The sequence below is a fragment of the Oceanicella sp. genome, assembly GCF_056449545.1.
The window spans coordinates 1-21908 of the sequence record NZ_JBWOMN010000015.1 but is presented as its reverse complement, the minus strand read 5'-3'; the positions used below and the strand labels follow the sequence as shown (position 1 = coordinate 21908).

The 21908-nt window shown below is 67.8% G+C and carries 17 protein-coding genes; 6 read left to right on the top strand and 11 right to left on the bottom strand.

Features of this window, described 5'->3' with window-relative positions; translation table 11 throughout:
- Position 1: 1 nt before the first annotated feature.
- A complete protein-coding gene (locus AC1HC7_RS01765) occupies positions 2 to 727 on the bottom strand; it encodes a hypothetical protein (RefSeq protein WP_479496938.1) in 726 nt (241 codons plus the stop codon).
- 364 nt (positions 728 to 1091) lie between these two features.
- Here AC1HC7_RS01765 and AC1HC7_RS01760 point away from each other — a divergent pair, with 364 nt between their 5' ends.
- The 6 genes from AC1HC7_RS01760 (at position 1092) to AC1HC7_RS01735 (ending at position 7903) form a co-directional block, all read left to right on the top strand.
- The gene (locus AC1HC7_RS01760; protein WP_479496937.1) at positions 1092 to 1844 is read left to right on the top strand and encodes an SDR family NAD(P)-dependent oxidoreductase; all 753 of its coding nucleotides are present in this window, start codon (positions 1092 to 1094) and stop codon (positions 1842 to 1844) included.
- 13 nt (positions 1845 to 1857) lie between these two features.
- Positions 1858 to 3558 (top strand): FAD-dependent oxidoreductase, encoded by a 1701-nt coding sequence (locus tag AC1HC7_RS01755; RefSeq protein ID WP_479496936.1) that lies wholly within the window; start codon positions 1858 to 1860, stop codon positions 3556 to 3558.
- Between the two features lie 137 nt (positions 3559 to 3695).
- A complete protein-coding gene (locus AC1HC7_RS01750; protein ID WP_479496935.1) occupies positions 3696 to 4748 on the top strand; it encodes an ABC transporter ATP-binding protein in 1053 nt (350 codons plus the stop codon).
- A gap of 83 nt (positions 4749 to 4831) precedes the next feature.
- Positions 4832 to 6133, top strand: coding sequence for an ABC transporter substrate-binding protein (locus AC1HC7_RS01745; protein WP_479496934.1), 1302 nt, complete (start codon positions 4832 to 4834; stop codon positions 6131 to 6133).
- A gap of 70 nt (positions 6134 to 6203) precedes the next feature.
- Positions 6204 to 7079, top strand: coding sequence for a carbohydrate ABC transporter permease (locus tag AC1HC7_RS01740; RefSeq protein WP_479496933.1), 876 nt, complete (start codon positions 6204 to 6206; stop codon positions 7077 to 7079).
- The gene (locus tag AC1HC7_RS01735; RefSeq protein ID WP_479496932.1) at positions 7076 to 7903 is read left to right on the top strand and encodes a carbohydrate ABC transporter permease; all 828 of its coding nucleotides are present in this window, start codon (positions 7076 to 7078) and stop codon (positions 7901 to 7903) included. The genes AC1HC7_RS01740 and AC1HC7_RS01735 overlap by 4 nt, the downstream gene beginning before the upstream one ends.
- 98 nt (positions 7904 to 8001) lie before the next feature.
- Here the strand turns inward: AC1HC7_RS01735 and phoB are convergent, their stop codons facing one another.
- The 10 genes from phoB to AC1HC7_RS01685 all read right to left on the bottom strand — a co-directional run.
- Positions 8002 to 8697: a phosphate regulon transcriptional regulator PhoB gene (phoB, locus tag AC1HC7_RS01730; RefSeq protein ID WP_479496931.1), complete on the bottom strand. Its 696-nt coding sequence runs from the start codon at positions 8695 to 8697 to the stop codon at positions 8002 to 8004.
- A gap of 31 nt (positions 8698 to 8728) precedes the next feature.
- Complete coding sequence (gene phoU, locus AC1HC7_RS01725) at positions 8729 to 9472, bottom strand: phosphate signaling complex protein PhoU (RefSeq protein ID WP_479496930.1); 744 nt, start codon at positions 9470 to 9472, stop codon at positions 8729 to 8731.
- Positions 9472 to 10260, bottom strand: a complete 789-nt coding sequence (gene pstB / locus AC1HC7_RS01720) for a phosphate ABC transporter ATP-binding protein PstB (RefSeq protein ID WP_479497065.1) — start codon at positions 10258 to 10260, stop codon at positions 9472 to 9474. Before pstB ends, phoU begins: the two co-directional genes overlap by 1 nt.
- 112 nt (positions 10261 to 10372) lie before the next feature.
- The gene (gene pstA / locus AC1HC7_RS01715) at positions 10373 to 12178 is read right to left on the bottom strand and encodes a phosphate ABC transporter permease PstA (RefSeq protein ID WP_479496929.1); all 1806 of its coding nucleotides are present in this window, start codon (positions 12176 to 12178) and stop codon (positions 10373 to 10375) included.
- A 124-nt stretch (positions 12179 to 12302) separates the two neighbouring features.
- Entirely contained in the window at positions 12303 to 13676 is a 1374-nt protein-coding gene (gene pstC, locus AC1HC7_RS01710; protein ID WP_479496928.1) for a phosphate ABC transporter permease subunit PstC, read from the bottom strand.
- Positions 13677 to 13745: 69 nt separating this feature from the next.
- Positions 13746 to 14744: a PstS family phosphate ABC transporter substrate-binding protein gene (locus AC1HC7_RS01705; RefSeq protein ID WP_479496927.1), complete on the bottom strand. Its 999-nt coding sequence runs from the start codon at positions 14742 to 14744 to the stop codon at positions 13746 to 13748.
- 303 nt (positions 14745 to 15047) lie between these two features.
- Positions 15048 to 18485: an indolepyruvate ferredoxin oxidoreductase family protein gene (locus AC1HC7_RS01700; protein WP_479496926.1), complete on the bottom strand. Its 3438-nt coding sequence runs from the start codon at positions 18483 to 18485 to the stop codon at positions 15048 to 15050.
- Positions 18486 to 18717: 232 nt separating this feature from the next.
- The gene (locus tag AC1HC7_RS01695; protein ID WP_479496925.1) at positions 18718 to 20142 is read right to left on the bottom strand and encodes a mannose-1-phosphate guanylyltransferase/mannose-6-phosphate isomerase; all 1425 of its coding nucleotides are present in this window, start codon (positions 20140 to 20142) and stop codon (positions 18718 to 18720) included.
- 105 nt (positions 20143 to 20247) lie between these two features.
- Positions 20248 to 21570 (bottom strand): KAP family P-loop NTPase fold protein, encoded by a 1323-nt coding sequence (locus AC1HC7_RS01690; protein ID WP_479498587.1) that lies wholly within the window; start codon positions 21568 to 21570, stop codon positions 20248 to 20250.
- A gap of 174 nt (positions 21571 to 21744) precedes the next feature.
- Positions 21745 to 21908, bottom strand: a 164-nt coding sequence (locus tag AC1HC7_RS01685; RefSeq protein ID WP_479498608.1) for a helix-hairpin-helix domain-containing protein, incomplete at its 5' end; no start/stop codon positions are given.

Genomic DNA, 21908 nt, shown 5'->3' with positions numbered 1-21908 from the left:
TTCAGGCCGCGCCGCGCTTGCGGAAGCCGTAGCCGAACCCCGCCATGGCGACCGCCAGCAGCAGCGCGCTGGCCGGGAGCGGCACCGGCGCCACGATCGCGCGCAGGTCGATCTTTTCGATATAGACCTGCTGGCCGGGATCGCCGTAGGCGAATTCCAGGATCCGGTCGGCGATCAGATCAAGGCCGCCGCCGAAGGCGATCTTGCGCTTCAGCTTGTAGGAATCGCCATTGATGAAGACCTGGCTTTTCCTGTTGAATTTGGTGTGGTGGTTGCGGTTGCGGAAATACACCGCCTCCAGCGCCCAGGTCTCGGCGAATTCCAGACGCAGGCCCTCGCCCTTGCTCAGATTGTCGTCGCTGGGGCGGGCGCATTGGCCCGTGCCGTTGGCGGTGACGCCCTTGCAGACTCCGAGGCCGCCGCGGAACCGGCCGGACTTGCCGTCCAGATAGGCGTAAAAGCCGCTATCCTGCGTGAAGCCGTCGTTCCAGCCGGTGACCGAGAGCGTGACGCCGTCGATGTCAAAGGCGTTGACCAGATCGACCCTGGCCTTCGCGCCGCCGCCGCTGCCGGCGAATTTGGCGATCGTCGCCTCGATCGCCTGTTCGCCGGCGATCTGGTCGGTGAACCTGGCGAAATCGACCCTGCTCGTCGTCGCCGAGGCGCCGAACGTGGCGACCGCCAGAATGGCGGCGGCGATTGGCAGGGGCATGAATCTGAAATTCATTGAAGGCGCTCCATCAGGAATGACGTCGGTGAAGCAGGCTCGACGTATTGGCTGAGGGCACATCCTCTCACGCTAAGACATGAACGATACCTTCATTTATTGTTAAAGGCAAGGTCCAAAATGGCAACGGCTGACGCGGGCAGGAACGCCGCCGCGACGATTGCGGCGATCGAGCGCGCGGCGATTTCGATGGCCGGGCGCGCCGCCCGGGGCGCCGGTCCGCCGCTTGATCGCGGCGCGGGGCAGGGCCTATAACCGACCCGGTCCGCGCGCGAATCCGCATTGGCGCGCGGCGGCACGGCGCAGGAGACGCCGAATCCGATGCGATTCGGCCAACAGGCGCCGGCCTCAGGGGGGGACGGCCATGATTGGCATCAAGGGCGCGGTCGCGGTGGTGACCGGCGCCGCGCAGGGCAACGGGCTGGCGATCGCCGCCGGTCTGGCGCGCCATGGCGCGACGGTGGCGCTGTGCGATGTTCAGGGCGAATCGGCGCGCCGCGCCGCCCGCGGTCTGGCGCTGGCCGGACATGCCGCCCGCGCCTATGCGCTGGACGTGACCGATCCGGGCGCCTGCGTCGCCGCCGCCGCCGCGGTGGCGCGGGATCTGGGCGCCGCGTCGATCCTCGTCAACAACGCCGGGATCATCCGCCGCGCCGCGCCCGACGATCCCGGGTTCGAGGCCGACTGGGCGGCGGTGCTGCGGGTGAACGCCGACGGGCCCATGCATGTGACCCGCGCCTTTCTCGGCCAGTTGCGCGAGACCGGAGGACGCATCGTCAACATCGCCTCGATCATGTCGGTGGCGGCGGGACCGGGGCTTGCGGCCTATGCGGCCTCCAAGGGCGCGCTGCTGCAGCTGACGCGGGTGCTGGCGCAGGATCTGGCCCCGGACGGCATCCGGGTCAACGCCATCGCGCCGGGGGTCATCGACACGCCGATGACGCAAGCCACCCGCGACGATCCCGAGGCCATCGGCCGGTTCATGGCGCACACGCCCATGCGACGCACCGGCAGGCCCGAGGAACTGGTGGGCCCGGTGCTGTTCCTGGCCTCGGATCAATCGAGCTACGTCACCGGCGCGCTGCTGCCGGTCGATGGCGGCTATCTGACGGCCTAGGCGGAAGAAAATCATGAAAACGATTGAATGCGACGTGCTGGTGGTCGGATCCGGGGCCGGGGGGCTGGCCGCGGCGGTCTGCGCCGCGCATCGTCGGCTCGATGTGATCGTGGCGGAGAAGGAGCCGGTGTTCGGCGGCACCACCGCGCGCTCGGGCGGCTGGATGTGGATCCCCGGCAACGCCCCGGCGAAGCGCGCCGGGATCGAGGACGGCGCCGCGCAGGGGCGCATATACCTGCAGCAGGAGGCGGGCGAGCATTTCGACGCCGCGCGCGTCGACGCGTTCCTGGCCGCCGGGCCCAAGGCGGTGGAGTTCTTCGAGCGGAACACCGCGCTGCAATTCGACCTCGGGCCGACCTTCGCCGATTATCACCCGGATGCGCCGGGGGGCGTGGATGGCGGGCGCTCGATCGTGGCGCGGCCTTTTGACGGGCGCGAGCTCGGGGCCGAGATCAAGCGCCTGCGCCCGCCGCTGTGGGAAATCACCTTTCTGGGAATGATGATCGGCTCGGGCAAGGAATTGCTGCATTTCTTCAACGTCATGCGCTCGCCGGTCTCGGCGGTGTTCGTTGCCGGGCTGTTCTTCAGATACCTGCGCGACATGGCGTTTCACGGTCGGCCCATGCGGCTGATGAACGGCAATGCGCTGGTGGGGCGGCTGGCGAAATCCTGCTTTGACATGGGCGTGCCGATCTGGACCGGCGCGCCGGTGCGCGCCTTGCTGCGCGACGACGACGGCCGCGTCGCCGGGGCCGTGGTCGATGCGCCGGACGGGCGGGTGGAAATCCGTGCGCGCAAGGGCGTGGTGCTTGCCGCCGGCGGCTTTGCGCAGGACGCGGTGCGGCGCAAGCAGCTGATGCCCCACGCCCCAAGCGGCCATGAACACGTGTCCCCGGCGCCCCCGGGCAATACCGGCGACGGGCTGCGGCTGGGCGAATCCGCGGGCGGCTCGGTCGATGCGACGCTGGCCCATTGCGCCGCCTGGGTGCCGATCTCGCGCCCGCGCAAAGCCGACGGCACGCTGGGCACGTTCCCGCATTTCGTCGACCGATCCAAGCCGGGGGTGATCGCGATCACCCGGTCGGGGCGGCGCTTCGTCAACGAGGCGGATTCCTACCATGATTTCTGCCAGGCCATGATGGCGCGCTGCGACGCGGAGGGCGGAGACCTGGCCGCATGGTTCCTCATCGACCACCGCGCCTTTCGCAAATACGGGCTCGGCTACGCCAAGCCGGCGCCGGCGCCCTATCGAAAGCTGATCCGCGACGGCTATCTGATCCGCGGCGCGACGCTGACCGATCTCGCGGGCCAGATCGGCGCCGACGCGGCCGCGCTCGAAACCACCGTGGCGCGGTTCAACGAGCACGCGCGCAACGGCGAGGACCCGGAATTTCACAAGGGATCGACCAGCTACAACCGGTCGCTGGGCGATCCCGAGCACAAGCCCAACCCCTGCGTGGCCCCGCTGGAAAGGGGCCCTTTCTACGCGGTGCGCCTGCATGTGGGCGATCTGGGCACCTTCGCCGGGCTGCGCACCGACGAAACCGCGCAGGTGCTGGGCGCGGACGGCCGGCCGGTCGGCGGGCTCTACGCCGCGGGCAACGACGCGGCCAGCGTCATGGGCGGCGCCTATCCGGGCGGCGGCATCACGCTGGGACCGGCGGTGACCTTCGGCTACATCGCCGCGCGCCACATGTCCGGGGGCAACGACTGAGCCGCGCGGGTCAATGCGGGTTTGCGGTTTCCCGCGGCATGGCTCTATGGTGAGCGCCAGGACAGGGCGTCGGGCTGCGCGCGGGGGGGCGGCGACCGCCGCCGGCGGCCCTCGGGCGCGAGGCGAAGGAGAACGGATTGTCGGCGATCACGGTCGAAAAGGCCAGCAAGTCATGGGGCGACGCGACCGCGGTTGACGGCATCTCGTTCGAGGCCTCCAACGGGGAATTCACCGTGCTGCTGGGCCCCTCGGGCTGCGGCAAATCCACCACCCTGCGCCTGATCGCCGGGCTGGAGAGCCTGAGCGCCGGGCGCATTCTCATCGCCGGGCGCGACGTGACGCAGCTGCCGCCCGCCGGGCGCGATCTGTCCATGGTGTTCCAGAACTACGCGCTGTTTCCGCATCTGGACGTGGCCGAAAACATCATCTTCGGGCTGAAGGTGCGCAAGGTGTCCCGCGCCGAGCGCGCCGAGCGCCTGCGCCGCACCGCCGACCTGCTGGGCCTGTCCAAGCTGCTTGATCGTCGCCCCGGGCAGTTGTCGGGCGGGCAGCAGCAGCGGGTGGCGCTGGGGCGCGCCATCATCGCCGAAAAGCCGGTCTGCCTGATGGACGAACCGCTGTCCAATCTTGACGCCAAGCTGCGTCACGAGATGCGCCAGGAAATTCGCGGCATTCAGCAGAAGCTCGGCATTTCCATGGTCTACGTCACCCATGACCAGACCGAGGCCATGTCCATGGCCGACCGCGTGGTGCTGCTGCGCGACGGGCGCATCGAACAGAACGCCGCGCCCGAGGACATCTACCAGCGCCCCGCCAACACCTTCGTCGCGCGCTTCATCGGGTCGCCGCCCATGAACGTCATCGACCTTGACGCGCCGGGGATCGAAGGGCTGGCGCGCCGGGGCGAGGGCCTCAGCCTGGGCGTGCGCCCCGAGGACATCGAGATCGGCGGGGAGGGCGTCCCGGCGGTGGTCAGCGCGCTTGACTATCTGGGCGCGGATTCGATCGTCGACTGCCGCATCGGCGAGCAGACCATCAGCCTGCGCGCCCATGGCCGCATCAGGATCGCGCCGGGCGAATCGGTGCGCCTTGCCTGGTCGCCTGACAATGTTCACTATTTCCAGTCCGCCACGGGCCTGCGCAACGCCGCAGGGCCGCAATACCGGGACCCGCCCGACGCGGCGCAATAAAAAAAGACAAAACCAGCGGTAAGGTCCGGCCCGGCGCCAGCCGCGACCCGGCCGACGCCGATCAGCAATGGGAGAAGACACACATGATATTCAGATCCAGCCTGGCCCGGACGGTCCTTTCGACGGCCCTCGCGGCGGGTCTCGCCATGGGCGTTGCGCAAAGCGCGGCGGCCGAGGTGACCCTGCAGTTCTTTTTTCCGGTGGCGGTGGGCGGCAAGGCGGCCGACACCATCGACGGCCTGACCGCCGACTACGTCAAGCAGACCCCCGGCGTGACCATCGACGCGGTCTATGCGGGCAGCTATCAGGACACCATCACCAAGGTGCTGACGGCGGTCAAGGGCGGCAACCCGCCGCAACTGTCGGTGATCCTGTCCGTGGACATGTTCACGCTGATCGAGGAAGACGCGATCATGCCGTTCGAGGACCTGTTCACCTCGGACGCCGAACGTGAATGGCTGGCCGGCTTCTACCCGGCCTTCATGGAAAACAGCCAGACCGGCGGCAAGACCTACGGCATCCCGTTCCAGCGCTCGACCCCGGTGCTCTACTGGAACAAGGAGGCCTTCAAGGAAGCCGGCCTCGACCCCGACACGCCCCCCGCCACCTGGGACGAAATGGTGGAGTTCGGCAAGAAGCTGACCAAGACCGACGCGTCGGGCAACGTGTCGCAATGGGGCGTGCGGATCCCCAGTTCCGGGTTCCCCTACTGGCTGTTCCAGGGCCTGACCACCGAGAACGACGCGTTCCTGATGAATGCGGACGGCAACCAGACCTATTTCGACGATCCCAAGGTGATCGAGGCGTTGCAATACCTTGTCGATCTCAGCGTCAAGCACAAGGTCATGGCCCCCGGGATCATCGAGTGGGGCGCCACCCCGAAGGCGTTCTTCGAACGCGAGACCGCGATGATGTGGACCTCGACGGGCAATCTCACCAACGTGCGGGCCAACGCGCCGTTCGATTTCGGCGTCGCCATGCTGCCGGCCAACAAGCGCCGCGGGGCGCCCACGGGGGGCGGCAATTTCTACATCTTCAAGGATTCCACCGACGCGCAGAAAAAGGCCTCGCTGGATTTCATCCGCTGGATCACCGCGCCCGAGCAGGCGGCGCGCTGGACCATCGCCACCGGCTACGTGGCCCCGCGCCCCGACGCGTGGGAGACCCCGGCGATGAAAGCCTATGTCGCCGATTTCCCCCCGGCGCTGGTGGCGCGCAACCAGCTTGAATTCGCCACCGCCGAGCTGTCCACCTATCAGAACCAGCGGGTGACCACGGCGCTGAACGACGGTCTTGAATCGGCGATCATCGGCAAGGCGACGCCCGAGGCGGCCATGAAGGCGGCGCAGAAGAAGGCCGACCGCATTCTCAAGGCCTATCGCTGACCCGATCGGGGGCGGATCGCCGATCCGCCCCCGATTTTTCCTTGGCCGCATTCGCCGCACAGGTGCCCCGATGCTGAAACGACGCGCCGCGATCAACGGCTGGCTGCTGCTGCTGCCGGCCATGGTCATGCTGGCCGCCTTCACCCACATCCCCGCCGTGACCACCATCTGGCGCAGTTTCTTTTCCACCCCGCGGGGCAAGCGCGAGGCGGCGTTCATCGGGCTCGACAACTACCGCACGCTGCTTGACGACGACATTTTCTGGCGGGTGCTGTGGAACAACCTCTGGTATGCGCTGGGCACCATCCCGGTTTCCGTGGGGCTGGCGCTGCTCATGGCGGTCTGGGTCAATGGCCGCATCAAGGGGCTCGGATTCCTGCGCATGGCCTATTTCATGCCCACCATGCTGCCGCTGATCGCGGTGGCCAACATCTGGATGTTCTTCTACACGCCGGGCTTCGGGCTGATCGACCAGATCACCGGCGGGCTCGGCTTTCCCAGCCAGAACTGGCTTGGCGATCCCGACACGGTGCTGGGCGCCATCATCGTGGTGGCGATCTGGAAAGAGGCCGGGTTCTTCATGATTTTCTACCTGGCCGCCCTGCAGACCATCCCGCCATCGCTGGGCGAGGCGGCGGCGCTTGAAGGCGCGGGGCGCTGGCATTTCTTTCGCCGCGTCACTTTCCCGCTGCTGATGCCCACAACGCTGTTCGTGATGGTCAACGCGACCATCAATTCCTTCCGGCTGGTGGATCACATCTTCCTGATGACCGAGGGCGGGCCGGACAATTCCAGTTCGCTGCTGCTGTTCTACATCTATGAAAACGCCTTCAAGTTCTGGGACACCAGCTATGCCGCGGCGCTGACCGTGGTGCTGCTGGTCTTTCTCGCCGCCGTGTCCATCGGTCAGTTCCTGTTCATGGACCGCAAGGTGCATTACCAATGATCTCGCCGTTCCAGAGCACGCGCTACGACCGGATGCTGAACACGCTCGGCGCCTGGGCGCTGGGGCTGATCTGGTTCCTGCCGCTGTTCTACGCGCTGTGGTCGGCGTTCCACCCGTCGGCCTATGCGGCGCGCTTCGACCTGCTGGCGCCGCTGACGCTGGAAAACTTCGTCAACGCCTGGAACGCGGCGCCCTTCGCGCGCTATTTTCTCAACACCATCCTGCTGGTGACCATGATCCTCGCGGCGCAGTTCGTGTTGTGCACGCTGGCCGCCTACGCTTTCGCGCGGTTCGAATTTCGCGGCCGGGACACCATGTTCGTGCTGGTGCTGCTGCAATTGATGGTCATGCCCGACATCCTGATCGTCGAGAACTACCGCACCATGCGCATGCTCGGCCTGCTTGACACCATCACCGCCATCGGCCTGCCCTACATGGCCTCGGGGTTCGGGATCTTCCTGCTGCGCCAGACCTTCAAGACCATCCCCAAGGAACTGGACGAGGCCGCCCGCGTCGAAGGCGCGAATTTCCTGCAGGTGCTGTGGAAGGTCTACGTGCCGCTGGCGCGCCCGACCTACATCGCCTACGGGCTGGTTTCCATCAGCTATCACTGGAACAATTTCCTGTGGCCGCTGATCGTCACCAATTCGGTGGAGACCCGGCCGCTCACCGTCGGGCTCAGCATTTTTTCGTCCACCGATCAGGGCGTGGACTGGTCGCTGATCACCGCCGCGACGCTGATGACCTCGGCGCCGCTGATGATCGCCTTCCTGCTGTTCCAGCGCCAGTTCATCCAGAGCTTCATGCGCGCCGGGATCAAGTAGGCCGCGCGCCGCTCTCGGCGTCGCCGACGTCCCGGTCGGGCCGCCTGAAACCGGACCGCTTCAAAAGACCGGCGCGATGCGCCGAAATCCCGGGGAAATCACCCCGAATAGGTCTCGTCCAATGCGTAGCCCGCCGAGCGCACGGTGCGGATGGGGTCGCGCTCGCCGCGCTTGTTGATGGCCTTGCGCAGGCGGCCCACATGCACGTCGACGGTGCGGGTCTCCACGTAAACGTCGCGGCCCCAGACCAGATCCAGCAATTGTTCGCGGCTGAACACCCGACCCGGGCGCCCGATCAGCACCTCCAGCAGCTTGAATTCGGTGGGCCCCAGATGCAGGTCGCGCTCGGCGCGGCGCACCCGGTGCGCCTGCCGGTCCAGCCGGATGTCGGCGAAAACCGCCACGTCGCCGGCCAGTTCGGGGCGCGATCGGCGCAGCAGCGCGCGCATCCGCGCCACCAGCTCGTTCATGGAGAACGGCTTGGTGAGATAGTCGTCCACCCCGGTTTCCAGCCCGCGCACCAGGTCCTCCTCCTCGGAGCGCGCGGTGAGCATGATGATCGGCGTGTCCTTGACCGATTTGCGCGCCCGGATGCGGCGGCAGATCTCGATGCCCGAGACGTTGGGCAGCATCCAGTCGAGCAGGATCAGGTCCGGCGTCTCGTCCTCGACGGCGATCAGCGCCTCTTCGCCGTCGCCGATCATGGTCACGGCGAAGCCCTCTTTCTTCAGATTGTAGTCGAGCAGGGCGCACAGCGCCTCTTCGTCCTCGATCACCATCACCCGCGCCGTCATGGCCCGTTCTCCCCGTTGGTTCGAAAATCGCTCAAAGGTCGTCCAGCCCGGCCGAGGGGCCGCGCGGGCGGTCGTCGCCCAGCGGCTCGCCCTCGACCAGATAATAGGTCAGCTCGGCCACATGGGTGGCGTGATCGCCGATGCGCTCCAGGTTCTTGGCGATGAACATGCAATGAGAGCCCAGCGTGATGATCCGCGGGTCCTCCATCATGTAGGTGACCAATTCGCGAAACAGCGAATTGTACAGCTCGTCCACCTCCACGTCGCGCCGCCACACCGACACCGCCATCGCCGTGTCGCGCGAGGAATAGGCGTCCAGCGCCTCGGCCAGCTGGCGGCGCACGACCTCGCCCATGCGCATGATCGAGCTGATCATCGGCTGGGGCTTTTCGCGCGACAGCTCGATGCCGCGCCGGGCGATGTTCTTGGACAGGTCGCCGACCCGTTCCAGCTTGGCCGACAGCTTCATGGCCGAGACCAGCATCCGCAGGTCCTGCGCCACCGGCGCGCGCAGCGCCAGCAGGCGGATCACCAGGTCCTCGACCTCGGCGTCGAGCCGGTCCAGCCGCTTGTCGCGCGCCACCACCTCGCGGCAGCGGGCCACGTCGCGCTGGCGCATGCCGATGAGGCTGTCGGCGAGCATGTCCTCGGCCAGCCCGCCCATCTCGGCGATCTTGGCCTGCACGCCGATCAATTCCTCGTCGAAGGCGGAAACGATATGGGGGCCCGAGACGGTCATGGTCTTGTCCTCCGGCTGGTCGGGATCCGGCGCCATCAGCCAATCCGCCCGGTGATGTAGTCCTGGGTGCGCTGGTCGTCGGGATTGGTGAATATCTGCGTGGTGTCACCATACTCGACCATGGCGCCCATATGGAAGAAGGCGGTTTTCTGGCTGACCCGCGCCGCCTGCTGCATGGAATGGGTGACGATGGCCACCGAATAGCTCTGGCGCAGCTCGTCGATCAGCGCCTCCACCTGCGCGGTGGCGATGGGGTCGAGGGCCGAACAGGGTTCGTCCATCAGCAGCACCTCGGGCGCGGTGGCGATGGCGCGCGCGATGCAGAGCCGCTGCTGCTGCCCCCCCGACAGCCCGGTGCCCGGCGCGTCGAGCCGGTCCTTGACCTCCGCCCAGATCGCCGCCTTGCGCAGGGCGTGTTCGACGATGGCGTCGAGATCGGCCTTGCGGCTGGCCAGCCCGTGGATCCTGGGGCCGTAGGCGACGTTGTCATAGATGGATTTGGGGAAGGGATTGGGTTTCTGGAACACCATGCCGACCCGCGCGCGCAGCTGCACCGGGTCCACGTCGCGGGCGTAGATGTCGGCGCCGTCGAGCAGCAATTCGCCGCTGACCCGGCAGCCGGGGATGGTGTCGTTCATGCGGTTGAGGCAGCGCAGGAAGGTGGATTTGCCGCAGCCCGAGGGACCGATGAAGGCGGTGACCGCGTTGGCGGGGATGTCCACCGACACGTCGCGAATCGCGTGGGTGTCGCCGTAATAGACGTCGACCCCCCGGGTGATGATCTTTGCGTCGCCGCAGTCCACCCGCGCGTCGTCGAGCCGCATATAGGTCATGTCGCGCTTCCTTGAGAGGTTGATCGGGCCAGGGGCCGTCGGGTCGGCATGGGGGCCGGCATGGGGGCCGGCATGGGGTGGGGCCGTGTCCATGGGCGCGCCCCTACCAGCGCCGCTCGAAGCGCTTGCGCAGGAACACCGCCAGCAGGTTCATCGCCATCAGGAAGGCCAGCAGCACGCAAATCGCGGCGGCGGTGCGGGCCTCGAAGGCGCGTTCGGGGAAATCGGACCAGCGGTAGATCTGCACCGGCATGGCGGTCGCCGGGTCCATCACCCCGCCGGGCACGTCGACGATGAAGGCCACCATGCCGATCATGATCAGCGGCGCGGTCTCGCCCAGCGCCTGCGCCATGCCGATGATCGCCCCGGTGAGCACCCCGGGCATGGCCAGCGGCAGCACGTGGTGGAACGACACCTGCAACGGCGAGGCGCCCAGCGCCAGCGCCCCGTCGCGGATCGAGGGCGGCACCGCGCGGATCGCGGCGCGCGCGGCGATGATGATGGTGGGCAGGGTCATCAGCGCCAGCACCAGCCCGCCGGCCAGCGGCGCGGAGCGCGGCGCGAAACCGCCGATGGTGACGCTTTCGCCAAACAGCGTCACGTGAAACCCGGTGAGGAAGATCGACAGCCCCAGCAGCCCGAACACGATCGAGGGCACGGCGGCGAGGTTGTTGATGTTGACCTCGACGAAATCCGTCAACCGGTTCTTCGGGGCGAATTCCTCCAGATAGATCGCCGACAGCACCCCGATGGGGAAAGCCACCGCGAAGGTCACCAGCATGGTCCAGAACGACCCGGCCAGCGCGCCCCTGATGCCGGCAAGTTCAGGGTCGCGGCTGTCGGATGCGGTGAAGAAGCGCCAGTTGAAGGCGCTGTCCACCGCGCCCTGCGCGCCCAGGGTCTCGATCAGCGCCGCCTGCAGGTCGGACAGCTTGCGGGCGCTTTCCGGGGTCGGGTTGACCAGCAGGCGCCAGCCGCCCGCCGGGGCCGCGTCCCCGTCCGGCGGGGCCAGCGCCGTGCCGGTCAGCCGGTCGCCGGCGATCCGCGTCGCCTTCACCCAGCCGCCGTTGACCGCCGCCAGCAGCGAGGGCAGGTCGGCGTTCAGCGCCTCCTCGCCGCCTTCCCGCGCGGCGCGCAGTTCCAGCGCGTTGGCCTCGAGGATCAGGGCGTCGCGCGCGGCGGCGAAGCCCTGCGCCTCGGCCAGCAGGGCGTCGCGGGCGGGGCCGGCCGGGGCCCGCAGCGCCTTGCCATGGGTGACGCGGCGGCCGTTTTCCTGCCGCGCGGCCTGGGCGTGCAGGGTCCGGGCGCGGTCCAGCAATGCGGACCGGGCCATCGCCAGCCAGGGGGCGAAATCGTCGCTGTCCGAGATCAGCGTCACCTCGTCGCCATCCCGCAGGATGGTCAGCGCGCCGGTCACCGGCCGGGCCGCGAACCGCCCGTAGGCGCCCTTCAGATACAGATCCGCGTCGTCGGACATCAGCAGCCGCACGGGCCGCGCCGCGCCGATCAGCGCCGGGTCGGCCAGCGCCTGTTCGCGCAGCTCGAACCCGGCGCCGCCGGAAACGATCCCATAGAGCGCCCGGCGCCCCGAACGGCCTTTCACGAAGGGAAACCGGGCTTTCAGGGCGCGCTTCACCGCCTTGTCGAAATTCGCGTCGCTGAGGTCGCCGGACCCGGCGATTCCCAGCGCCTGGGGGCTCAGATCGACCTCGATCACCGCGTAATGCTCGGTCAGGGCGGCGCCGGCCTTGCCGACCACCGACCACAGCAGCGCCGCCAGCGCCAGCGCGGCGAGCGCGATCGCCGCCACGCCGTAGAATTTCAACCGCGAATCCGCGGCGCGCCGCCGTCTGAGCCGCGCCGCCATGGCGGGCGATCCATGCAGCGCCGACAGCCCGGTCAGGCTCACGGGCGCGGCATCGGGCGCGGCATCCGGCCCTGGGCCGGGCGCGGCATCGGGCCCTGGGCCGAGCGCGGCATCGGGCGCCGCGGCGACGATGTTCCGGGCGGCGTCGGTCATCGCCATGCGCTCCCTATTCATAGGCTTCGCGATACTTGCGCACGATGCGCAGGGCGATCACGTTCAGCCCCAAGGTCACGCAGAACAGCGTGAAGGACAGGGCGAAGGCGGGCCCGGCGGCGGTCGCCGCCTCGGTGTCGCCGGTGATCAGCATGACGATCTGCACGGTGACCGTGGTCACCGCCTCCAGCGGGTTGGCGGTGAGATTGGCGCCCTGGCCGGCGGCCATGACCACGATCATGGTCTCGCCCACCGCGCGCGACGCCCCCAGCAGCATCGCCGACACGATCCCCGGCAGCGCCGCGGGCAGCACCACCTGGCGGATGGTCTCGGCCTGCGTGGCGCCCAGCGCGTAGGACCCGTCGCGCAGCGATTGGGGCACCGCGTTGATCACGTCGTCCGACAGCGAGGAGATGAACGGGATGATCATGATCCCCATCACCACCCCGGCGGCCAGCGCGCTTTCCGAGGCGACGCCGAGCCCCAGCGCCTCGCCCATGCCGCGCAGGAACGGCGCCACGGTGATGGCGGCGAAGAACCCGTAGACCACGGTGGGGATGCCGGCGAGGATCTCCAGCATCGGCTTCAGCGCGCCGCGCACCCGCGGCGAGGCGAATTCCGACAGGTAGATCGCGGCGAACAGCCCCACCGGCGCCGCCACCAGCATGGCGATCATGGTGATCATGAAGGTGCCCGCGAACAGCGGCAGCGCGCCGACCCGGGCGGGGTCGATCGCGCCGTCCTGCACGCCCGAAAGCGGGCTCCAGACCGTGCCGAAAAGAAAGTCGAAGATGCGCCAGTCGATCTGCGAAAAGAACGACAGCGTTTCGCCGGTCAGCGACGCGACGATGCCCAGCGTGGTCAGCACCGCCACCGTGGCGCAGGCGAACAGCACGCCGCGCAGCAGGGTCTCGGCGCGGTTGCGCGCGCGCAGCGTCAGGCTCACCTGCGCCAGCGTCAGCCCCAGCGCCGCCAGCGCGGCGCAGATGGACAGGGCGGCGGTGATCGAAAAGCGCAGCCCGTCCCAGGCGGCGAAGCTGTCCGCCGCCGCGCGGCGCGTCGCGTCGATGCGCGAGGCCACGCCGCCAGCCGCCAGCGCCCGGGCGTCCGACAGGATCAGCCGGGCCTCGATCTCGGCGAAATCGCCGGCGGCGTGGATCTGGCGCATCAGCGCGCCCTCGACCAGCGAATGGCCGATGAGCGACGCCGCCAGCAGCGCCCCGAGCCCGGCCAGCAGCACCCACAGCCCGCTGTAGAGCCCGTGATGCACCGGGCGAGAATGCAGCGTCGCCGGGCGATCCCCGGCGACGCGCAAGGCTTTGCGGCGGCTCAGCGCGAAACCCGCGGCGGCGAGCGCGACGATGACGAGGGCGATGGCTCCGCTCATATGGGGGACAGGCTCATGCTGGGGGTCCGTGGGATGGGGCCGCGCGACGCGCGCGCGGCCCTGTCGGGGTCAGTGCAGCTGCGCGCCGTCAAGCGGCGTCAGCGCCATCACCGCGGCGGCGTTGGCGGCGAAGGCGTCCTCCTCCAGCGGGATCAGGCCCTTGTCGGCCAGATAGCCTTCTTCGCCCGACGCGGCTGGCGAGGTGAACTCGCTCACATAGCCCATGATGCCGGGGATCACCCCCACATGCGCCTTCTTGATGTAGTAGTAGAGCGAGCGCGACACCGGGTAGGTCCCGTCGGCGATGGCGTCGAATGTCGGGGCCACGCCGTCGATGCGCGCGCCCTTGATGCGATCGGCGTTCTGGTCGAGGAACGAGAACCCGAACACCCCGAGCGCGTTGGGATTGACCTCCAGCTTGGAGACGATGAGGTTGTCGTTCTCCCCGGATTCCACATAGGCGCCGTCCTGGCGGATATGCGATCCGGCGCCCTTGCAGAATTTCTTGTCCCCGGCGCCGGCGGCCTTGCAGCCTTTCTGCATCACCAGTTCCTCGAAGGCGTCGCGGGTGCCCGAGGACGGCGGCGGGCCCAGCACCTCGATGCGCGCGGCGGGCAGCGAGGGGTCGATGTCGGACCACAGCCCGGGCTTGTCGCCCGCGGCGGCCAGCGCGCGCCACAGCTGTTCGCGGGTCAGTTCGAATTCGGGGGCCGATTTGGCGTTGGCGACCACGATGCCGTCAAAGCCGATCACCGATTCGACGATCTCGGTGACGCCGTTCTCGGCGCAGAGCGCGAATTCCCGGGCCTTCATGCGGCGCGAGGCGTTGGCGATGTCGGGGTGCTTTTCGCCGACCCCGGCGCAGAACAGTTTCAGCCCGCCGCCCGAGCCGGTGGATTCCACCACTGGGGTGCGGAAATCGGTGGTCTTGCCGAAACGCTCGGCCACGGCGGTCGAGAACGGGAACACCGTCGAGGAGCCGACGATGCGGATCTGATCGCGGGCCGAGGCGACGCCGGCGGCGATCGCGCAGGCCGCGGCGAGGGCGAGGAGGCGGGTGGGTTTCACGAGGAAAGCTCCGTTTGTCCGTTGCTGTTCGCCGATCCGCCGGCTTGTGAGGCCGGCGATTCGAACAAGCGCAAACTGACCGTTAACGGCAAAGCTTAGATGTCAATTTCGCAACGATTTCATGACGGAGCAAGGCTTTGAAATTATGTGGAGATTTTCAAGAAATGCTGGATGGCGCGCCCGTCGCTGCGGGGGAATCGCCGCGGGTTTCGCTGCGCTGCGGCAATCGCATGATCCAAGGGCCGGGCGGAATGACGATCCCGCCCGGCGATGGCGGCGGCGACGGCTGCGGCGGCCTGCGGGTCAGGGCGCGGCGGCGGCTTCGAGCTTGGCGCGCAGCGCGGCGATGCGCGGCGCGATGCGTTCGGCATTGCGCGCGCGCACATGGCCAAAGCCCCTGATCTCCAGCGGCAGGGCCAGCAATTCGGCGCAGAGCGCGTCGGTCTGAGGGCCGAGCCGCCGCGCCGCCAGCGCGCACAGCGCTTCGACCTCTTGCGCGTGGGCGCGCTCCTCGCGGCGTTCGGCGCTGCGCCCGAATATGTCGAGCGGCCCGCCGCGCAGCGCCTTCATGCGCGCCAGAACCCGGAACAGCGGCAGGATCCACGGCCCGAATTCGGTTTTGCGCGGCAGGCCGGTGACGGGATCCCTGCGCCCCAGAATCGGCGGCGCCAGATGAAACCGCAGCTTGGCGCCCGGGGCGAAATCCCGGGCCAGCATGTCGCGGAATTCTGGCGCGGTGTGCAGGCGCGCGACCTCGTATTCATCCTTGATCGCCAGCGCCTTGACCAGCGACCGGGCGGCCAGCCGCGACAACTCGCGCCGCCCCGGGGCCAGCGCCGCCTCCGCCGCCTCGACCGGGGCCAGCGCGGCGCGGAACCGCCTGGCGCAGGCGGCGTTCTGATAGGCGGTCAGATGGGCTTCGAAGCGGGCGATCAGGGCGTCGTAATCCTGCGCGTCGGCCACCGCGGCCGGGCGCGACTGCGCCGCCGTCTCGGCCCGGGCCGGGTCGATGGCGATCCAGCGCCCCCAGGCGAAGGCGGCGAGGTTCATGTCGATGGCGGCGCCGTTCAGGCGAATCGCACGCTCGATGGCGGCGGGCGGGACAGGCAGCGCGCCGCATTGGCTCGCCACCCCCACCAGCATCAGGTTCGCGCCCATGCCGTCGCCGACCAGCGCGCGCGCCAGCCGCGCGGCGTCTGCGACCTTCACCCGTTCAGGGTCGAGCCACGCCGACAGCCTTGCGGCCAGTTGTTCGCCGTCGGGGCGGGCCGAGGGATCGCGGGCGAAGATCGGCAGCGGTTCGACCTCGCCATTGGCCACGGCGCGGCCCCTGTCGGGGTCGATCAGCCGCAGCGCCGCGTCCGACGCCCCGGTGAGCATGTCGCAGGCGATCAGCGTGCGCGCGGTCCCCGGCGCGATCTTGGACGGCCGGTCGTCGAGCGGCGCGCGGCCGATCTGCAGGTGGCTGGACACCGCGCCGTTCTTCTGGCTGAGCCCGGTCTGGTCCAGGGTCAGCGCGTGCAGCCCCTCCAGCCGCGCCGCCATGGCCAGCACCGCCGCCACGGTCACCACCCCGGTGCCGCCGATGCCGGTGATCACGGCGGCGAAATCCTCCGCCGGGGCCAGATCGGGGTCTGGCAGCGGGTCGTCGGGCGGCGCGTGCAGCACCCCGGCCTTGGCGGCCAGCGGATCGCCGGCCTCGCCATGCACGGTGACAAAGGACGGGCAGAATCCTTCGAGGCAGGAATAATCCTTGTTGCAGGCGGTCTGGTCGATGCGCCGCTTGACCCCGAACGCGGTGTCCAGCGGCTTGATGGCGACGCAGTTCGACACCAGCCCGCAATCGCCGCAGCCCTCGCAGACCGCCGGGTTGATCACCACCCGCTTGGGCGGATCGGGGAACTTGCCGCGCTTGCGGCGGCGGCGTTTTTCCGCCGCGCAGGTCTGCACGTAGAGCAGCACGGTCGTGCCCGGCTCCTCGCGCAGGTCCCGCTGCACCGCGTCAAGATCGGTGCGCGAATGAAAGCTCACATGGCGCGTCGGCCATTCGCCCAGCGCCTTCGCCGCCTCGGGCTGGTCCGAGACCACGGCCACCCGTTTCACCCCCAGCGCCAGCACCTGCGCGCCGATCTCGGCGGGCAGCGGCTGGCCTTCCAGCGGCTGGCCGCCGGTCATCGCCACCGCGTCGTTGCAGAGGATCTTGTAGGTGATGTTGATGTTCGCGGCGATGGCGGCGCGGATCGCCAGCATCCCGGAATGCACATAGGTGCCGTCGCCGAGATTCTGGAACATGTGCTTGCGCGACGAAAACGGCGCGCGGCCCGCCCAGCTCATGCCCTCGCCGCCCATCTGGGTGAAATACTGGGTGGAGTCCGGGTTGATCCAGATCGCCATGGCGTGACAGCCGATGCCGGCCCCCGCCGCCGAGCCCTCGGGCACCCGGGTGGACCGGTTATGCGGGCAGCCGGCGCAGAAATACGGCATGCGGTCCACGGAGGGCGCGTTGCCGATCTGGCGCGGCGCGCCGCTCGCGCCGGTTTCCGCGCAAGGCGTCAGCCCGGCGGCGCGGGCGATGGCGGCGGCGACGATCTCGGGGCTCAGCTCGCCGTATTCGGGCAGCAGCGGCGCCCCGGCGCCGTCGCGCTTGCCCGACAGCACCGGGCGGTCGCGCCAGTTGACCAGCAGGCGGGCCAGCTCGGTCTCGACCAGCGCCTTCTTCTCCTCGATCACCAGCACTTCGTCATAGCCGTCGCAAAAGGCGCTCAGCCCTTCCGGCTCAAGCGGCCAGACCAGCGACATGCGAAACAGCCCGATGCCGTTTTCGGCGGCCTGCGCCGGGCTCAGCCCCAGCCGCGACAGGGCCGCCATGGCGTCCACATGGGCCTTGCCCACGGCGATCAGCCCCAGCCGCTTGCGCGCCGGGCTGATGACCTCGCGGTTCAGCTTGTTGGCGCGGGCGTAGTCGAGCGCCGCGTCGAGCCGCGCGAATTGCCGCTGCTCCTGGGCGATGAACGGCATGAAGCCGGGCGAGTTGTTCAGGTCGGGGCTCTGGCCGGACCCGGGCGGCGGGACGATGTCCGGGCGCAGCCGGTCCAGCGCCACGGTGGCGGAACTGTCCGCGGTGTCGGTGACGATCTTCATCGCCACCGCCAGCCCGCTATGGCGCGACATGGCGAAACCGTGCAGCCCAAGCGGCACGTAATCATGCAGCGAGGCCGGATACAGGATCGGCAGCTGCGCCGAGATCATCGCCTGTTCCGACTGATGCGCCACGGTCGAGGATTTCGAGGACGGATCGTCGCCCATCAGGAACAGCATCCCGCCCTTGGCGGCGGCGCCGGCCAGATTGGCGTGCTTGATGGCGTCGATGGACCGGTCGACCCCCGGCCCCTTGCCGTACCAGACCGCGAACACGCCTTCGACCTCGGGGTCGTCGAAATGCGCCAGCCCCTGCGTGCCGTTCACCGCCGTGGCGGCCAGATCCTCGTTGATCGCGGGGTTGAAGACGATGTTGCGCTGGTCCAGATCCTCGCGCACGCGGGCCAGTTCGATGTCGAAGGCGCCGATGGGCGAGCCGCGATAGCCGGTGACATAGCCGCCGGTGTTCAGCCCGGCGTCGCGGTCGCTGTCGGATTGTTCGAGCACCAGGCGCACCAGCGCCTGCATGCCGGTCATCAATGCGGCGCCCTTGCTGACGCGATACTTGTCGCTCAGGGCGATTTGAGCGTCGAGCGGCGCCATCGCGAGTCTCCCTTGACGGACTTGACGGAAATCCGCGCGGCGGCTGTCGGCGCCGCGCAGGTCAGACCTGACGATAGGGGACGGATCGCCGCAGCGCAATTCGCATGGCGCGACGGCCGAACGTTGCGCGCCTGTCACGCAATTTGGGTAGGGCGGATCCCGATCCGCCATTGGCGGCGGTTCAGCCGGCGCCGGAATCGACCGTCAGCAGCGCGGGCGCGACCCGCCCGGATCAGTCGCGATCGTAGTCATCCTCGTAGCGGATGATGTCGTCCTCGCCCAGATAGGGGCCGGACTGCACCTCGATCAGATGCAGCGGCACCTTGCCCGGATTGGCCAGCCGGTGCGTGGCGCCCACGGGGATGTAGACCGACTGGTTCTCGGTCATCAGCTTTTCCTCCTCGCCCACGGTCACCGTCGCGGCGCCCGCCACCACCACCCAATGCTCCGAGCGATGCACATGCGATTGCAGCGACAGCTGCGCGCCGGGATAGACCATGATCCGCTTCACCTGGAAACGGCCGCCGAGGCTCAGCGTCTCGTACCAGCCCCAGGGCCGGTGGAAGCGCGGGAAATTCACCGCCTGATCGACGCCGTCGGCCTTCAGCCGGGCCACCGCCTCCTTCACCCGCTGGCTGTCGCGCATGTCCGCCACCAGCACCGCGTCGCGCATCGCCACCGCGACCACGTTCTCAAGCCCGATGCCCACCAGATGCACGCCGTCGTTTTCGGTGCGCAGCAAGGTGTTTTGGCAATCGATCGCCGTCGCCCCGCCGCTCAGCGCCACGCCGTCCTCGTCGGGGCCGCTCTCGCGCCAGACCGTTTCCCAACTGCCCAGATCGTTCCAGCCGCCCTTGAACGGCACCGCGGCGAGGTTTTCCGCCCGCTCCATCACCGCATAGTCGATGGAGATGTCGTCGGCCTGCGCGAACGGCGCCTCGGCGAGGCGAAAGAAACACAGGTCGTCGCGCCCCTCGGCCACCGCCGCGCGGCAGGGGGCCATCAGATCCGGCGCATGGGTCTCGAACGCGTCGAGAATGGCGCGCACCGAAAACAGGAAGATCCCGGCGTTCCACAGGAACCGCCCGGTGGCGAGCATCGCCGCCGCCGCCGCCGCGTCCGGCTTTTCCACGAAGCGCAGCAGCGGCAGCACCTCGGCGCCGCCATTGGGCGGGGTTTCCAGCTCCAGATAGCCATAGCCGGTCTCCGGGCGGTCCGGGGCGATGCCGAAGGTCACCAGCCGCCCCGCATCCGCCGCCGCCGCCCCCGCGGCGACGCAGGCCCGGAACGCCGCGTCGTCGCGGATCACATGGTCCGAGGGCGCGACCAGCATCAGCGCCTCGGGCCGGTCCTCCAGCGCCAGCGCGGCGGCGAGGATCGCCGGCGCGGTGTTGCGCGATTCCGGTTCGATCAGGATGCGGCTGGCGTTGCCGTCGATCTCGGACAATTGCTGCGTGGCGATGAAGCGGAACTCGGCGTTGGTGAGCAGCACCGGATCGGCGAAGTCATCCCCCGCGAAGCGCGCGACGGTCTTCTGGAACAGGCTGGTGTCGCCAAAGATGCGGCTGAACTGCTTTGGATAGCTTTTGCGCGACAGAGGCCAAAGCCGCGTGCCGGAGCCGCCGCAGAGAATGACGGGGTAGATCGGTCGGGTCATGGGAGGCTCCGTATGCGCCGGGCGGTGATTATATGGGGTTGTAGCGGGCGCGCAGGCCGCTGCAAACCGGGAAAAATCCCGAGGGCCGCCCGGGCGCGGCGGCTATCAATCGCGAACCGAGAAGGTGTCGAGGCAGTCGGCGAGCAGGCGCTCAAGCGTCGCGTGAATGTCGCCAAAAGGAAAAGATTCTTTAAATCTAGATAGGAATTCTTCACTTTCAGGGTCAGGTTGGGGGCTTGCGTAGAAGTCGATGAGGCTCCAAAGGAGGTTGTCAATCGATCTACCAAGTTTCAGTGGCTTTTTCAGCCCAAACCACTTGAATACATCCTCGCTGCACGCGCCCTTGTTTCTGAATCTATTGTATAATACTAAATTGGTTACTTCCAAAAAAATAGCTATTATTACCATATACCTTTCAGGCGCATGGTATTTTTCGAAATCATCGGGAAGCAGGGATATACGAGCCAACACCCTTTCGATATCTCTGATGGAGGCGGCCCTTATAGGCTTATTTAGGCTTTCAATTTCTAAAATTGCCCTGCCGGTATTTTGACCAATTTCAAAACGACCTTTCACCCCTTCGAGATACCGCTCCACCGTGCCTTTCTCGTTGTCCTCGGGAAACCGGACTGACAAGTGGATGAACTTCCGCAGATAGCCATCAGCATCGATTCCGGCGCCGTAGCGGCTGGTGACCGAGGCCGCCAGCGCTTCAAAATTCACACCAAGCACAAAATGCACGCCGGGCGCCGCAAAGAAATGCTTGACGATCTCAAGCACGGCCAGCGCGTAATCGGGTCTGCAGCGGTCAAGCTCGTCCACGATGAACACAATTTTGTTTCGCGGCCCGTCCGTTTCTGCGGGCTTCGTCAGGCTTTGAAGCGCCGCACGGAACTGCTCCATGGCTTCAACCCGCCCGCTCTCCCTTCTCCAGAACTCTTCGGCAGCTTTGGCGGCTTCATCACCGATCGCATTCACGCCAGCGGCCCATACGGCGCCGACGGTCTCGCTTGCGCCCGCTGTCGCCACCGCCAGTCCGGTGCGCAAGACGGGCGCTGCGAGCAACATGGCGGCATTCTTGAGTTTCGCGATGGGTTCTGCTTTTGCGCCGTCATCTTCTGTAGCGCGCGTCACCGCTGCAACAAGACTGACAAGCGGATCGCCCAGGTCGTCATGCTCAAAGGCATCAAAATAGATGATTTTGGCCTGCCCGCGGAATTCGTTCTTGTGATCCCCGGTCCACATCTTGAGAAAAAATGACTTTCCCGTGCCCCAATGCCCATCCAGCGCAATCACCAATGGCTGATCTATTCGATCGACAATCTCGGTCAATCGTTTGCCGACAGGTTTTCGATTCAACAGATCATTGCCGTCGAAGCCATCTTCGCCGATTTTCAAATCAGGTTCCGTCGGGTATAGAGACGTCACCTTCAATTTCCATCATTTATTACTTGAAATTGCAAATAATATATAATAACGGGGCTGTTTCAGCGGTGAATATGTCGCGCGCCGTCGGGTCAATCGCCGGCGCACGAAAAAAGCAAGGCGCCGCGGGCGGGTTTGACGGGGGTTTCTGGATGGCGGCAATCGCATCGGCGGCGCTCACCCGCCCGAATGGAAATGCGCGTAGATGGTTTCGGCCATCGCCGCCGACACCCCCCTGACCGCCTGCAGATCCGCCAGCCCGGCCCGCGTCACCGCCTTGGCCGACCCGAAATGCGCCAGCAGCGCGCGCTTTCGCGCCGGGCCGATGCCGGGCACGTCGT